The organism is Streptomyces sp. NBC_01381, from assembly GCF_026340305.1.
GTDB lineage: Bacteria > Actinomycetota > Actinomycetes > Streptomycetales > Streptomycetaceae > Streptomyces.
Window position 1 is genome coordinate 1637792 of record NZ_JAPEPI010000002.1, and the last position, 14134, is coordinate 1651925.

The 14134-nt window shown below is 66.7% G+C and carries 9 protein-coding genes; 7 read left to right on the top strand and 2 right to left on the bottom strand.

Annotated elements, in window-relative coordinates; genetic code table 11:
• Positions 1-61 precede the first annotated feature (61 nt).
• A complete protein-coding gene (locus tag OG453_RS29010; RefSeq protein WP_266871485.1) occupies positions 62-3949 on the bottom strand; it encodes a GH92 family glycosyl hydrolase in 3888 nt (1295 codons plus the stop codon).
• A 333-nt stretch (positions 3950-4282) separates the two neighbouring features.
• The gene (locus OG453_RS29015) at positions 4283-4669 is read right to left on the bottom strand and encodes a hypothetical protein (protein WP_266871486.1); all 387 of its coding nucleotides are present in this window, start codon (positions 4667-4669) and stop codon (positions 4283-4285) included.
• Between the two features lie 1213 nt (positions 4670-5882).
• Here OG453_RS29015 and ngcE point away from each other — a divergent pair.
• From ngcE to OG453_RS29050, 7 genes are all read left to right on the top strand, one after another.
• Positions 5883-7316, top strand: coding sequence for an N-acetylglucosamine/diacetylchitobiose ABC transporter substrate-binding protein (ngcE, locus tag OG453_RS29020; protein WP_266871487.1), 1434 nt, complete (start codon positions 5883-5885; stop codon positions 7314-7316).
• A gap of 62 nt (positions 7317-7378) precedes the next feature.
• Positions 7379-8437, top strand: coding sequence for a carbohydrate ABC transporter permease (locus tag OG453_RS29025; RefSeq protein ID WP_266871488.1), 1059 nt, complete (start codon positions 7379-7381; stop codon positions 8435-8437).
• A gap of 21 nt (positions 8438-8458) precedes the next feature.
• Complete coding sequence (locus OG453_RS29030) at positions 8459-9355, top strand: carbohydrate ABC transporter permease (RefSeq protein ID WP_266871489.1); 897 nt, start codon at positions 8459-8461, stop codon at positions 9353-9355.
• Between the two features lie 148 nt (positions 9356-9503).
• The gene (locus OG453_RS29035) at positions 9504-10766 is read left to right on the top strand and encodes an ABC transporter substrate-binding protein (RefSeq protein ID WP_266871490.1); all 1263 of its coding nucleotides are present in this window, start codon (positions 9504-9506) and stop codon (positions 10764-10766) included.
• Between the two features lie 42 nt (positions 10767-10808).
• Positions 10809-11756, top strand: a complete 948-nt coding sequence (locus OG453_RS29040; RefSeq protein WP_266871491.1) for a carbohydrate ABC transporter permease — start codon at positions 10809-10811, stop codon at positions 11754-11756.
• Positions 11756-12637, top strand: coding sequence for a carbohydrate ABC transporter permease (locus OG453_RS29045; RefSeq protein ID WP_266871492.1), 882 nt, complete (start codon positions 11756-11758; stop codon positions 12635-12637). The genes OG453_RS29040 and OG453_RS29045 overlap by 1 nt, the downstream gene beginning before the upstream one ends.
• Positions 12638-12843: 206 nt before the next feature.
• Complete coding sequence (locus OG453_RS29050; protein ID WP_266871493.1) at positions 12844-14043, top strand: ROK family transcriptional regulator; 1200 nt, start codon at positions 12844-12846, stop codon at positions 14041-14043.
• The last annotated feature ends 91 nt before the right edge of the window (positions 14044-14134 follow it).

Below are 14134 nucleotides of genomic sequence, written 5' to 3' on the forward strand. Positions count from 1 at the left end.
GGGGCGGGAGTGAACTCGCCACTCCCGCCCCCGCGTTACGCGGATACCCCGCAGAGCCTGGTCAGCTCAGGAGCTCGACCTCCGCGAGCGTCGCGGCCCCGTCCGGCACGAGCCGGTAGTGCCGGTACGTCCCCGGATCGTCGACCGTGAAGACCCGGGTCTGGTGGTCCCAGGCGAAGGACTCACCGGACCGCTTGTCCAGCTCCTTCCACTTCTCGCCGTCGGCGGAGCCCTGGAGCACCCAGCCGCGCGGCGCCTTCGCCTTGTCGGACGACGACGTCAGCGTGTACTGCACGGCCTTGGTCGCCTTGGCGACCGGCAGCTCCACCGAACCGGCCGCCGAAGTGGCGTCCGTCTCCGACGAGTTGTCGAAGAGCGCGCCGTCACCCTTGATGGCGTCACCGCGAGGCGACGGCACCTTGTCGTCCTGCGTGATCGACGTCGGCTGGGCGTTCTTGCCCGTGCCCCAGGCCGACGGCTTGGGGCCCATGTCGAACTCCAGGACGCCACCCCGCGCGATCTCCTTGTGCGGAAGGGCAGTTGAGGTCCACTTCTTGCCGTTGACCTTCAGGCCCTGCACGTACACGTTCTTCGCGCTGTTCTTCGGCGCCTTGACGACCAGGTCGCGCCCGCCGTCCAGGTGCACGGTCATCTTGGTGAACTGCGGCGACCCGATGGCGTATTCACCGCTGCCCATCACCAGCGGATAGAAGCCGAGCGACGAGAAGAGATACCAGGCCGACTGCTCGCCGTTGTCCTCGTCGCCGTGGTAGCCCTGCCCGATCTCGCTGCCCGTGTAGAGGCGGGAGAGGACCTCGCGGACCTTCTCCTGCGTCTTGGACGGCTCACCGGCCGCGTCGTACATGTAGGCGGCGTGGTGGGCGACTTGGTTGGAGTGCCCGTACATGCCCATGCGTACGTCGCGTGCCTCGGTCATCTCGTGGATGACGCCTCCGTAGGATCCTGCGAACTCGGCGGAGCCGGTCTCCGGAGTGGCGAAGTACGTGTCCAGCTTGTCGCCGAGGCCGGAGCGGCCGCCGTACAAGTTGGCCAGACCGCGCGAGTCCTGCGGGGCGGTGAAGGCGTAACCCCAGGCGTTCGTCTCCGTGTAGTCGTAACCCCACACGCGCGGATCGAACTTGTCCGAAGGGACGCGCCACTCACCCTTCTTGTCCTTGCCCTGGAAGAAGCCCGGTGCGGAGCCTCCCCCCGCCGCCTTGTCGTCGAAGAGCTTCACGTAGTCCCGGGCACGGTTGAGGAAGTACTCCGACTCCTCCTTGTAGTGCTTCTTGCCCGTCTTCTTGAAGAGGGCGTCGCCCATGCGTGAGATGCCGTAGTCGTTGAGGTAGCCCTCAAGCGCCCACGACAGGCCCTCGTGGGTCTCGCTCGGGGTGTAGCCGAGGAAGGGCGAGGTCTCCATGCCCTTGCGGCCGACGCCCGAACTCGGCGGCACCACCGTCGCGTTCTTCAGGGCGGCGTCGTACGCGTCCTCGGCGTCGAAGTCGACTCCCTTGACGTACGCGTCGGCGAACGCGACGTCCGACGAGGTGCCCGTCATCAGGTCGGCGTATCCCGGCGACGACCAACGCGACGTCCAGCCGCCGTCCTTGTACTGCTGCACAAAGCCGTCGACCAGCTCACCCGCCTTCTTCGGCGTGAGCAGCGAGTACGCAGGCCACGTCGTGCGATAGGTGTCCCAGAAGCCGTTGTTGACGTACGGCTTACCGTCGACGATCTTCGCGCCGGTGTGGGTCGGGGTGTCAGGCCCGGTCTGCGGCGAGAAGGGGGAGGCGTACTGATACTTCGAACCGACCTTCTCAAAGCCGGAATTGGGGTACAGGTACAGCCGGTAGAGGCTGGAGTACAGCGTGGTGCGCTGGCCCTCGCTGGCGCCTTCCACCTCCACCTTGCCGAGGATGTCGTCCCACTGCTTCTGGGCACGGTCCTTGACGCGGTCGAACGACGTCCCGGACGGGATTTCCCGGTCGAGGTTGGCCTTGGCCTGGTCGAGGCTGATGAGGGAGGTCGCAAGGCGCAGGTTGACCGTGCGGTCCTTGCCGGGCTTGAAGCGCAGATAGCCGGTGACGTCACCGCCACCGCCGCCGTCGAGCTTGCCGCCGGCGGTCACGGGCGAGTCGAAGGTCCCGTACACGAACAGCCGCGTCGCGCCCGTCGAAAGCCCGGACTTGACGTCCGAGAAGCCGCTCACCACACCGCTCTCCTTGTCGAGGGTGAGGCCGCCCTTCTCCGAGACGTTGTCGAAGATGACACTCGCGTCGTCACCGGGATAGGTGAACTTCATCATCGCGGCGTGATCGGTCGGCGCCATCTCGGCCTTCAGGCCGTTCTCGAAGGTCACGCCGTAGTAGTGCGGGCGTGCCGTCTCCTTCTCGTGCCTGAAGGGCAGCGCCCGCTTGGTCCGTGATGCGCTCGGGGTGTCCTTGTCGACGGACGGCATCATCTGGAAGGTCTGCCGGTCACCCATCCAGGGGCTCGGTTCATGGCTTGCGCTGAACGCCTGAATGGTCGGCAGATTGTCCCCGTTGTTGCCGCGCGCGTAGTCGTACAGCCAGCTCAGGGACCCCGCGTTGGTCACCGGCGTCCAGAAGTTGAAGCCATGCGGGACGGCGGTGGCGGGGAACGTGTTGCCGCGGGAGAAGCCGCCGCTGGAGTTCGTGCCGCGGGTGGTCGATGCGTAGTCCGAGGGATGGGCCTTCGGCTTCGGCGGCGCCTTCTCCTTCAGCGATACGTCGTCCACCCACCCGCGGAACTTCGCAGGCCCCTTGGGGGAGTCGTACGCCACGAGCACCCGGTCGACGGTCTTGCCGCCGGCGACCTGCCCGATCCGCGACACGACGTTGTTCCACTGATTGACGTACAGACCCTTCGCGGCGCCCTGGCCCTGCGGGCTCAGCGGGAAGCCGTGCTGGTCCATGGCCTTGAGGTCACTCAGATAGGTGCCGTCGGTGAAGGCCAGGTCCAGGGACACGTTCGTGGCGTCGTAGTCGAGGTCGCCCTCGGCCATGGACGGGAAGACGCGATAGGAAAGTTCGGTGTCCCGGTGGATCGAGACGTTCACATCGAAGACCTTGTTGTACGAGTAGCCGCGGCCGTCCACCTTGTGGGTGCCGGCGTAGCGCAGCGCGCGCTTGCCGGTGAACCCGGCGCCCGACTTCGCGGTCGGCGACCCGCTGGGGCCCCGGTCGACGAGGGAGAGCATGTCCTCGGGGGCGGGTGCCTCGCTGCCGCCGACGGAGAGCTGGACGTCGGAGAGCTGGAGGGCGTCGGACGCGCCGTTGTTGGCGGTGACGTCGAGTCGGTAGTGGGAGTACGCGGTCGCGTTCTCGAAGTCGTACTTCTTCGTCTGGTGCCGCTGCGGGAAGGACTCGCCCTTGCGGGTGTCGAGGACCTTCCAGTCCTTGCCGTCCGTGGAGCCCTGCAGGGTCCAGTCCTTCGGGTCGCGCTCGGCGTGGTCGTTCGCCGAGGTCAGCGCGTACGTCACGACTTTCGCGGGCTCGTCCAGGTCGAACTCGGCCCAGCCGGTGGGTGCGAAGGTCAGCCATTTGCTGGTGGGTTCGCCGTCGACCAGGTTCTCCTTGACCTCGCCGCCGCCGGCGTTCTCGGCGCTGGCGCGGACCTCGGTGACGTGGTCGTTCACACTTCCGGGGATGCCGGAGCTGAACGCGCCGTTGACGCCGGCGGTGCGCTTCTTGCCGTCGGGTCCTGTCTCCACGGTGTTCAGCCAGTCGGGCTGGGCGTCGCCTTCTTCGAAGGAGGAGACGAACTCCTGGGCTGCCTTGGGCGGTTCCTCCGGCTTCGCGATGGCCGCGCCTTGCGCTGTCGCGACGAGCGAGAAGGCGGTGGCTGCCAGTAGCGCGGCTGAGTGGGGCCGGTGGCCGAGACGGTTCCGGTGACCTGGACGGTGTCTGTGCCGAGGTCTGTGTCCCATCCTCGAATCCCTCCCTGCGAGTTAGACAACGTTGTCAGTTCACTGCGCAAGGTCCAGTAGGGCGTCAAGTGGGTGGTGGTGTCAAGGCTGTTGGAGGGCTTGGTGGGGGGCGGGGGCCTTTGGTGGGCCGGTGGTGGTGTTCGTACCGGGGCCGCCCGGTTGTCCCGAGGTTGGCGGTTCCGGGCCGGGAGTCAAGGGCGCTCCTTCGTCGCGTCGGCTGCGCCGATTCCGCTTCGCTCCACCCTTGACACCCACCCCTCCACCGCGAGAAGCCATATGACCGGGCGGCCACGAAGCGGGGCTCACGGGGACGGATCCTTGGGTCATCCGGCTTCACGGCCGGGTGCGGACTAGTTCGTAGCAGCGCAGCCGGGTGGGAGGGTGCGCGGCCGGTCCGGGGATGGGTGCCGGTCTCGTCAAGCGTCTGGCGACCGGATCTTCCGGGGTGGACGTCACGGTGTGGGTGCAGGGCGATGGTGTGGGTGTGCGGCCGGTGCGGGCGCGGACGCCGGTCTCGTCGAGCGGGTGGCGGCCGGTGAGAAATGCCCCGAGCGGCTGGCCCGGCCAGGCCCGGCGCGTCCCCCGATCCACCGTGGCGCGCAGTCGCGCAGTCGCGCAGTCGCCGAGCAGCTGAGCCGCCGAGGTGTCGAGCCGCTGAGCCGCCGAGGTGTCGAGGTGTTGACTGGTCGGGCGGGCTGGTGAGCGGGGCTGTTGTCTCATTTGGCCGGGCGCAGCCCATGAATACAACTCGCGGCCCTCGACGGTTGGTCGGACCTGAGCTGGCCGGGGGGGGTGTGGGGAACCTACTTCGGCAAAGTTGCGTTTCGCAGCGCCGCGCGCCCCCCTTGTGCCAGAACACTACTTTTCCAAAGTAGGTCCCCCCACCCCGCCCGCTCATCCAGAAAGCGACGGCCACCCCGGAAGATCCGGCTCCGGTCGTCAGACGCTTGACGAGACCGGTGCCGGTCTCCGGGCTGGCCGGGAGGGAGGGGGTGTGGGGAAGCTACTTCGGCAAGGTTGTGTTTCGTGGCGGCGTGCGCCCTCTTGTACCAGAACGCAACTTTCCCAAAGTAGGTCGCCCCACCTGCCCATGACCGTGAGGGTCGCCCCGGAAGATCCGGCCGGTAGACGTTTGACGAGACCGGCACCGATCCCCGGGGTGGCCGGGAGAGGGGGGTGTGGGGGAGCTACTTCGGCGAAGTTGTGTTTCGTGGCGGCGCGCGCCCCCTTGTGCCAGAACGCAACTTTCCCAAAGTAGGTCCCCCACCCCCCCACTCATCCAGGAAGCGACGTCCACGCCGGAAGATCCGGTCGGTAGACGCTTGACGAGACCGGCACCCATCCCCGGACCGGCCGCGCACCCTCCCACCCGGCTGCGCTGCTACGAACCAGTCCGCACCCGGCAGGAAAGCCGGACGCCCCAAGGACCCGTCCCCGTGAGCCCCGCTTCGTGGCCGCCCGGTCAATTTGCTTCTCGCGGTGGAGGGGTGGGTGTCAAGGGTGGAGCGAAGCGGAATCGGCGCAGCCGACGCGACGAAGGAGCGCCCTTGACTCCCGGCCCGGAACCGCCAACCTCGGGACAACCGGGCGGCCCCGGTGCCAGTCAACCACCGGCCCACCGAAGCCCCCGCCCCCCGACGGCGCCCACGGCCGAATTTGCTCACGCCGTGAACGAACCACCCCACGTCTCCGCGAGGTCTCAACTCGGGAAAGACTGCTGGCCGAGCCTGTGTTCGATCTTGCTCTGCTGCCGAAGAGTGGACTATACCTATCGGCACCCTGAGTGGTGGCGGGTGCAAGCCCTTGCCATGGAGTTGCCGCACGTTCAGTACCACCCAAGCTTCAACTGACCCGCGGTGTCGGGCCCTTCGCCCCAGTGAGCCGGCGGGGTCCCGCACACCGCCTGAGTCCTGGAGAAGGCGAGGACTTGAGCATGGGATCCACCAGCTTCAACCGTCGTGACGTGATGAAGAAGGCGGCAGCGACCAGCCTCCTTGCGGTGCCGGCCGTCGGCGCGCTGAGCTCGTGCGCCAGCGGGGGCGGCGAGGAGAACAAGGCCGAAAAGGGCGAGAAGTCCAAGAAGAACCCGCTAGGCGTCAAAGCCGATGCCGCGCTCGGGGTCTACATCTTCAATGGCGGATACGGCGACAAGTACGCCCAGTTCGTCACCGACATGTACCAGGAGAAGTACCCGAAGTCCGACGCGGACCAGAAGGCCACCACGAAGATCGCCACCCAGCTGCAGCCGAAGATCGTCCGCGGCAAGCCGACGGCGGACGTCGTCAACAACTCCGGCGCCGACCAGATGAACATCGGCAAGCTGGTCCACAACAAGCAGGTCGCCGACCTCGGCGAGGTGCTCGACGCCCCCTCGTGGGACGACCCGAACGTCAAGGTGCGCGACACCCTGGTGCCGGTGGTCGAGACGATGGGCCAGTTCGGCGGCAAGGAGTGCTACCAGCTGAACATCGCCGTGACCGTCTACGGCAACTGGTACTCCAAGAAGCTGCTGGAAGAGGGGCTCGACTCCGAGTACCCGAAGACCTGGGACGAGATGCTCGCGGTCTGCAAGAAGGCCAAGGGCAAGGGGATCCATGGGTGGAGCTACCCCGGCGGTCACCCCCGTTACATGTTCTTCAGCATGTATGCCATGTTCGCGCAGCGTGGTGGGAGTGACGTCATCGATGCCATGGATTATCTGGAGCCCGGTGCCTGGAAGCACGACGCCGTCAAGGATGTGTTCGAGGCCTGGGAAGAGCTCGTATCCAAGAAGTACGTGCTGACCGGCTTCGACGGCACCGAGGCGCACACGGAGATGCAGACCGCCTGGACCAAGGGCGGCAAGTGCCTCTTCGTACCCAATGGCTCGTGGGTGGAGAACGAGGCCAAGGACACCACCCCGAAGGACTTCCAGATGACGGTCGGTGCGACGCCGTCCCTGGATTCGAGCGACAAGATGCCGTTCGGCACGCTCTACGCCCCGGCCGGCGAGCCGTTCATCGTCCCCTCCAAGGCCAAGAACGTGCAGGGCGGCCTTGAGTGGCTGCGGATGATGTACAGCAAGGAGGCCGCCCTGAACCTGTTCAAGGAGGTCGGCTCGATCCCCGCGGTCAAGGGCGCCGTCGACGGCCAGAAGCTGCCGTCCGGCACGGCGAGCGCGAAGGCGGCCATCGAGGCGGCCGGCGACAACGTCGTCATCCCCAAGTTCTACGACTGGTACAACGAGCTGTTCCGCGAGGACTTCAACAACATGATCGCCAAGTTCATGCTGGGCCAGATCGGCACCAAGCAGGCGATGGACACCATGGAGAAGGCGTCCGAACGGATCCTGAAGGACCCGGACGTCAGCAAGGTCAAGAAGGCCTGAGGGGTATCCGAGAGGCACGGGACCGGGAACGCGGGCACGTGAGTGAGGCGGGGCGGAGGGGCATGACGACTGACACCCGGGTGGACGATCCCCCACCTTCGGAACCTTCGAAGGAGGCGGCGGCGCCGAGCGGCCCACCCAAGGCGCCGAACCAGCTGCTGTTCCTCCTGGCGGTGGTGCTGCCGCCCCGCTTCACGCCCGACAGCGTGCGCTACGACCGGCGCTACCGCACGCTCGACAAGTACCGCTTCATCGCGGGCTTCCTGGGCCTGCCCCTCGCGTTCTACTCCCTGTTCGTCATCTCACCCTTCGTGCAGGCGATCTACTACTCGTTCACCGACTGGTCCGGCGGACCGGTGGCGAACTTCATCGGCTTCGACAACTTCACCAAGATGTGGGACGACGAGCGCTTCTGGGACTCCCTGGAGATGAGCGTCGCCCTGGCGGTCATCGCCCCGCTCGTCACGCTCGTACTCGGCATGTTCTTCGCCTACATGATCACGTCGGGCGGCCGGCACCGTAAGGGCCAGGCCATCGCAGGGGTCGCGGGATCGTCGTTCTATAAAGTCGTCTACTTCTTTCCGCAGGTCCTGTCGGTGGCCATCATCGCCGTGGTGTGGGGGCGTGTCCTCAACACCAACAGCGGGCTGATCAACGGCGGGCTCGACAAGGTGGGCATCGACGGGCCCGCCTGGCTCGGCGGCGACCGCTCCCTCGCCCTCATCGCCGTACTCGTCGTGCTCTCCTGGAGCTTCGTCGGTTTTTATGTCGTGCTGTTCTCCGCGGCCATGGGGGCGATCCCCAGGGACATCTACGAAGCCGCGCTGCTCGACGGCGCGGGGCGGGGGCGGACTTTCTTCAGCGTGACGCTTCCGCTGATCTGGGACACCGTGCGCACCGGCTGGATCTATATGGGGATTCAGGCACTCGACTCGTTCGCCATCGTGTTGGTGATGGTGCCCGAGCATGTGCTGAAGGTGACTCCGGTCTTCCTCTACGAGCGATTCCGGGACGGCCAGTACGGCTATGCGACCGCCATCGGCGTCGTCCTCCTCGTCCTCAGCATGGCGTTCTCGCTGATCGTCATGAGGATCGGGAATCGCGACCGGATCGAATACTGAGACCGCGGGAGCCACTGCATCATGACCACGAACACCACCGCGCCCCGCAAAGAGACCACCGACTCGCCCCGCAGGGACGGGGGTTCGGCGGGCGGCGCCACGCTGAACGTCTTCTCGCACGCCTTCCTCGTCCTGTGGGTGGTGCTCGCGGCGGGCCCGCTCGTCTGGGTCGCTCTCACGGCGCTGCGCCCCTCGGTCGAGATCCTCAGCGACCCGATGGGCTGGCCGTCCTCCCTGCACTGGGAGAACTTCAGCAACGCGTGGACCGAGGCCAGCATCGGCCAGTACGCGCTCAACTCGCTGATCATCCTGGCGGGTTCACTCACCGGCACCATGCTGCTCGGGTCGATGGCCGCGTATGTGATCGCCCGATTCACCTTCCCGGGCAACCGGTTCATCTTCCTGCTCTTCGCGGGCGGCATGATGTTCCCGGTCATCCTCGCCCTGGTCCCGCTCTTCGCGGTCATGGAGAACTTCGGCCTTTTGGACACCCGGCCAGGTCTGATGATCGCGTACATCGCCTACTCGCTGCCCTTCACCGTCTTCTTCCTCACCTCCTTCTTCCGTACGCTGCCGACGGGCGTCCAGGAGGCGGCGATGGTCGACGGGGCCTCGCACACCCGCACGTTCTTCCAGATCATGCTGCCGATGGCCAAGCCGGGCCTGGTCAGCATCGGCATCTTCAACTTCCTCGGCCAGTGGAACCAGTACCTGCTTCCGCTGCTGCTCAACAACGAGGAGGAGAGCAGCTATGTGCTGCCCCAAGGCCTCGCCAACCTGGCCGTGACGCAGGGCTACCGGGGCGACTGGGGGGCGCTCTTCGCGGGCCTGACGATCGCGATGCTTCCGGTGCTCGTCGTGTACGCCGTCTTCCAGCGACAGGTGCAGGCGGGCCTCACCGCGGGCGCTCTCAAGTGACCCCGACAGCGGGTGATTTCAGCTTGGCCACGAAAGTGGTCTAGGCCTGTCGCGCCAATTCCGGCCGTGAGTAATGTCGGCGCCACGGCGCCGCGGGGGGTCCTTTGCCCGCGTTCAAGTCGACACCGATGTCGAAGGGTTGAACAGCATGAGGAAACGAGTAATCGCCACCGGTGCGGCAACGCTCGCGATGGCACTGGGACTTACCGCCTGCGGCGGTGACAGCGACAGCGGCGACGGCAAGACCATCAAGATCGTCGCCGCCGACTACGGCGACAAGGCCTCCAACGCCTCCAAGATCTACTGGAACGACGTCAAGAAAGAGTTCGAGAAGGCCAACAAGGGCTACAAGGTCGACGTCCAGGTCATCAACTGGAACGAGATCGACAAGCAGGTCAAGAACATGATCCAGGCGGGCGACCAGCCCGACCTGCTGCAGACCGGCGGCTACGCCGACAAGGTCGCCGACGACCTGCTCTACAAGGCCGACGAGGTCCTCTCTCCCAAGACCAAGGAGAACCTCATACCGACCTTCGCCAAGGCCGGCGAGGTCGACGGCACCCAGTACGGCATCCCGTGGGTCTCATCGAGCCGCGTCATGTTCTACAACAAGGCCGTCCTGAAGAAGGCCGGTGTGAAGACGCCGCCCAAGACCTGGGACGAACTCGCCGCGGCCGCAAAGAAGATCAAGGACTCCAAGGCCGCCGAGACCCCCTACGCCCTGCCGCTCGGCCCCGAGGAGACCCAGGGCGAGACGATGATGTGGGAGCTCGGCAACGGCGGCGGCTACACCGACGCGAGCGGCAAGTACACGCTCGACAGCGCCAAGAACGTCGAGACCTTCGAGTGGCTCCAGAAGAACCTGGTCAAGCCCGGCCTCACGTACTCCAACCCGGCCTCCACCGACCGCAAGACGGCCTTCGCGGACTTCGCGGCCGGCAAGGTCGGCATGCTCAACGGCCACCCGAGCCTCATCCAGATGGCCAAGGACGGCAAGGTCGACTACGGCGTCGCCCCCATCCCCGGCAAGGCGGGCCCGCTGGACAGCACCCTCGGCGTGGCCGACTGGATGATGGCGTTCAAGGACGGCGGCGCGGAGAAGGAGGGCGTGAAGAAGTTCCTGGACTTCACGTACTCCAAGAAGATGCTGGCCTTCGACGAGATGTACAACCTCATGCCGGTCACCCAGGACACCCTCAAGGAGATGCAGGGCAACGGCAAGCACAAGGACCTGGAGCCGTTCTTCGAGGTGCTTCCGAACGCCAAGTTCTACCCGCTGGGCGACACCTCGTGGGACGTCATCTCCGCCGAGATGAAGAAGACCGGCGGCAAGGCGGCGGCCGACGACCCGAAGTCGGTCCTCGGTGATCTGCAGAAGAAGGCGGAGGACGCGGCGGCCGCGGCCAAGTAGCAGACAGCCGACCCCCGTTCGCTCCGTTCACAAGGAGTCCTTGTGTCACTGAAGGCCCCTCCGCCCCCGGCCGACACCGGCCGGGGACGGGGCGGGCGCGCACCCAGGCCGGTCAGCCGGCGCAGCGGCATCGCCAGGCTCGGCCCGCTGCCCTGGATAGCGCCCGTCATCCTGCTGATCCTCGCCGTGGTCGTCTGGCCGGTCGTCGAGCTGATCCGCACCTCGTTCCTCAATGTGTCCATCGCCGGTGTCGTGCGCGGCAGCGCGGGAACCGACAAGTTCAAGAAGCTCTTCGAGGAGAGCGACTTCGGCTCGGTGCTCTTCTGGACGACCATCTGGACGGTCGTCGTCGTGAGCGTCACGATGCTGCTCTCGCTCGGCCTCGCCCAGCTGTTCAACCAGAAGTTCCCCGGCCGCCGCATCACGCGCTGGGCGCTCATCGCCCCCTGGGCGGCGTCCGTCCTGATGACCGCCATCGGCTTCAAGTGGATGCTCAACCAGACCGCGGGCGTGCTCAACACGGTGATGCTCGACCTCGGTCTCATCGACAAGTCCAAGGACTGGCTGGGGTCTTCGGACACCGCCTGGCCGTGGATGATGGCCGTCGCCGTCTTCGTCTCGCTGCCCTTCACGACGTACACGCTGCTCGCCGGACTGCAGACCGTCCCGCAGGACGTCTACGAGGCGTCGCGGATCGACGGGGCCGGCGGCTGGCAGACGTACCGGCACATCACGCTGCCGATGCTGCGGCCCGCGTTCCTCGTTGGCGTGGTCATCAACCTCATCAACGTCTTCAACTCCTTCCCGATCATCTGGGCCATGACGCAGGGCGGTCCGGGCTACGACACCTCCACGTCGATGGTGTTCATGTACAAGCTGAAGGAGACCGACATCGGTGAATCCGCTGCGATGTCGGTGGTCAACTTCGCGATGGTCGTGGTGCTCGTGCTGATCTTCCTGAAGGTCAGCCGGTGGAACGAGGAGGACTGATGGCCACCGCGACGGCGACCCGGACCGGGTCGCAGAAGTCCCCCAAGCCCCCCAAGCCCAAGCGCACCTTCCGGCCGCGCACGTTCGTCATCACCGTCGTCGCCTGGGCGCTCGCGGCGCTCTTCCTGGCGCCGTACCTGGAGATGGTGATCACGGCCCTGCGGCCCAAGAGCGAGCTGCGGGACCGCACGTACCTGCCCCAGAACTTCGAGTGGGCGAACTTCATCGACGTATGGAAGGAGTCCGAGCTCGGCCAGAACCTGCAGGTCACCCTGTTGGTCGCGGGCGGGGCGACGCTCCTGGTGCTGCTCGTCTCGCTGCCTGCCGCCTACTACACGGCACGCATGCGCTACCGGGGGCGCAAGGCCTTCCTGCTGCTCGTCCTGGTCACGCAGATGTTCCAGCCGACCGCCCTGCTCGTCGGTCTCTACCGAGAGTTCCACCAGCTGGACATGCTCAACTCGGTCTGGACGCTGATCATCACCAACGCGGCGTTCAACCTCGCCTTCGCGGTGTGGATCCTGACCGCCTACATCAGCTCGATCCCGCCGGAGCTGGAGGAGGCCGCCATGGTGGACGGCACCAGCCGCTTCGGCGCCATGGTGAAGGTCACGCTGCCGCTCGCGCTGCCCGGTGTGGTGACCGCGGTGATCTTCACCTTCATCACCTCCTGGAACGAGTTCGTGATGGGGCTCACGCTCACCACGGAGCCCGACAAGCAGCCGCTGACCGTCGGCATCAACAATTTCATCGGCGCCTACACCGTGGAGTGGAACTACCTCTTCGCGGCGTCGGTGGTGGCGATCGTGCCGGTCATCGTGCTCTTCGCCTTCATCGAGCGGCATGTCGTCTCGGGTCTCACGGCGGGCTCGGTCAAGTAACGGATCGGCCCCCGCAGGCCGGGTCTGGGTGGTTTGGGGTGTATCCCGGTCACTTGGACCCGGCCTGTCCGGCTGTTGGGCCGGGGAGATTTCCGTCAAGGACTTGACTGCGCTAACCCCTTCAGCAGAGCTTGGAGTTCACAACTTGTACGGGCGGCGACGAAGCCGTTACGTACATCGGCATACGGAAAAGGGTGGCTGAGTCAATGGAGACTCCGGGGTCGCAGTCGTCGCTGCACCGGGCCAATCTTGAGCGGGTCGTACGCGCCGTACGGCTCGCCGGTTCGCTCACTCAGGCCGAGATCGCCAGGACGACCGGCCTGTCCGCGGCCACGGTCTCCAACATCGTCCGGGAGCTCAAGGACGGCGGAACGGTCGAGGTCACGCCCACCTCGGCAGGGGGCCGCAGGGCCCGCAGCGTCTCGCTCAGCGGCGACGCGGGCATCGTCATCGGCGTCGACTTCGGGCACACGCATCTGCGTGTGGCCGTGGGCAACCTCGCCCACCAGGTGCTCGCCGAGGAGTCCGAGCCGCTGGACGTGGACGCGTCCGCCGCGCAGGGCTTCGACCGGGCCGAGCAGCTGGTCAGCAGGCTGATCGCGGCCACCGGCGTGGACCGCGCGAAGATCGCCGGGGTCGGTCTCGGTGTGCCGGGGCCGATCGACGTGGAGTCCGGGACGCTCGGCTCGACGTCGATCCTGCCGGGCTGGACCGGCACCAAGCCCGCCGAGGAGCTGGGCGGCCGCCTCGGGGTGCCCGTGCACGTCGACAACGACGCCAACCTCGGAGCGCTCGGCGAGCTGGTCTGGGGGAGCGGCCGCGGGGTCAAGGACCTGGCGTACATCAAGGTCGCGAGCGGTGTCGGCGCCGGCCTGGTGATCGACGGCCGGATCTACCGCGGCCCCGGCGGCACGGCGGGCGAGATCGGGCACATCACCCTGGACGAGTCGGGCCCGGTCTGCCGCTGCGGCAACCGCGGCTGCCTGGAGACCTTCACCGCGGCGCGGTACGTCCTGCCGCTGCTGCAGTCCAGCCACGGCACCGATCTGACCATGGAGCGCGTGGTGGCCCTCGCGCGGGGCGGCGACCCGGGCTGCCGCCGGGTGATCGCCGACGTCGGACGGCACATCGGCAGCGGTGTGGCGAATCTCTGCAACCTCCTGAACCCCAGCCGGGTCGTCCTCGGCGGCGACCTCGCGGAGGCCGGTGAGCTGGTCCTGGGGCCCATCAGGGAGTCCGTGGGGCGCTATGCGATCCCCAGTGCGGCACGCCAACTCTCCGTGCTTCCGGGGGCACTTGGTGGGCGAGCGGAAGTGCTCGGCGCCCTTGCCCTCGCGCTCAGCGAAATGGGCGATTCGACCCTTTTGGACGGGTCTCTCCCTGCGTCTGCACCTGCCTTCACTTAGATAACGCATGGCACCGTTGTCATCTCGTTAAGGATTTACTCCTTGACGCTGGTGTGGCGGCCGAGTTGACTTCGAGCCACCTCGGCCGCAA

Coding starts and splice junctions, on each gene's coding strand:
- OG453_RS29030 (WP_266871489.1), top strand. CDS start 8,459: ATGACCACGAACACCACCGCGCCCCGCAAAGAGACCACCGACTCGCCC.
- OG453_RS29015 (WP_266871486.1), bottom strand. CDS start 4,669: ATGAGACAACAGCCCCGCTCACCAGCCCGCCCGACCAGTCAACACCTC.
- OG453_RS29025 (WP_266871488.1), top strand. CDS start 7,379: ATGACGACTGACACCCGGGTGGACGATCCCCCACCTTCGGAACCTTCG.
- OG453_RS29035 (WP_266871490.1), top strand. CDS start 9,504: ATGAGGAAACGAGTAATCGCCACCGGTGCGGCAACGCTCGCGATGGCA.
- OG453_RS29010 (WP_266871485.1), bottom strand. CDS start 3,949: ATGGGACACAGACCTCGGCACAGACACCGTCCAGGTCACCGGAACCGT.
- ngcE (WP_266871487.1), top strand. CDS start 5,883: ATGGGATCCACCAGCTTCAACCGTCGTGACGTGATGAAGAAGGCGGCA.
- OG453_RS29050 (WP_266871493.1), top strand. CDS start 12,844: ATGGAGACTCCGGGGTCGCAGTCGTCGCTGCACCGGGCCAATCTTGAG.
- OG453_RS29045 (WP_266871492.1), top strand. CDS start 11,756: ATGGCCACCGCGACGGCGACCCGGACCGGGTCGCAGAAGTCCCCCAAG.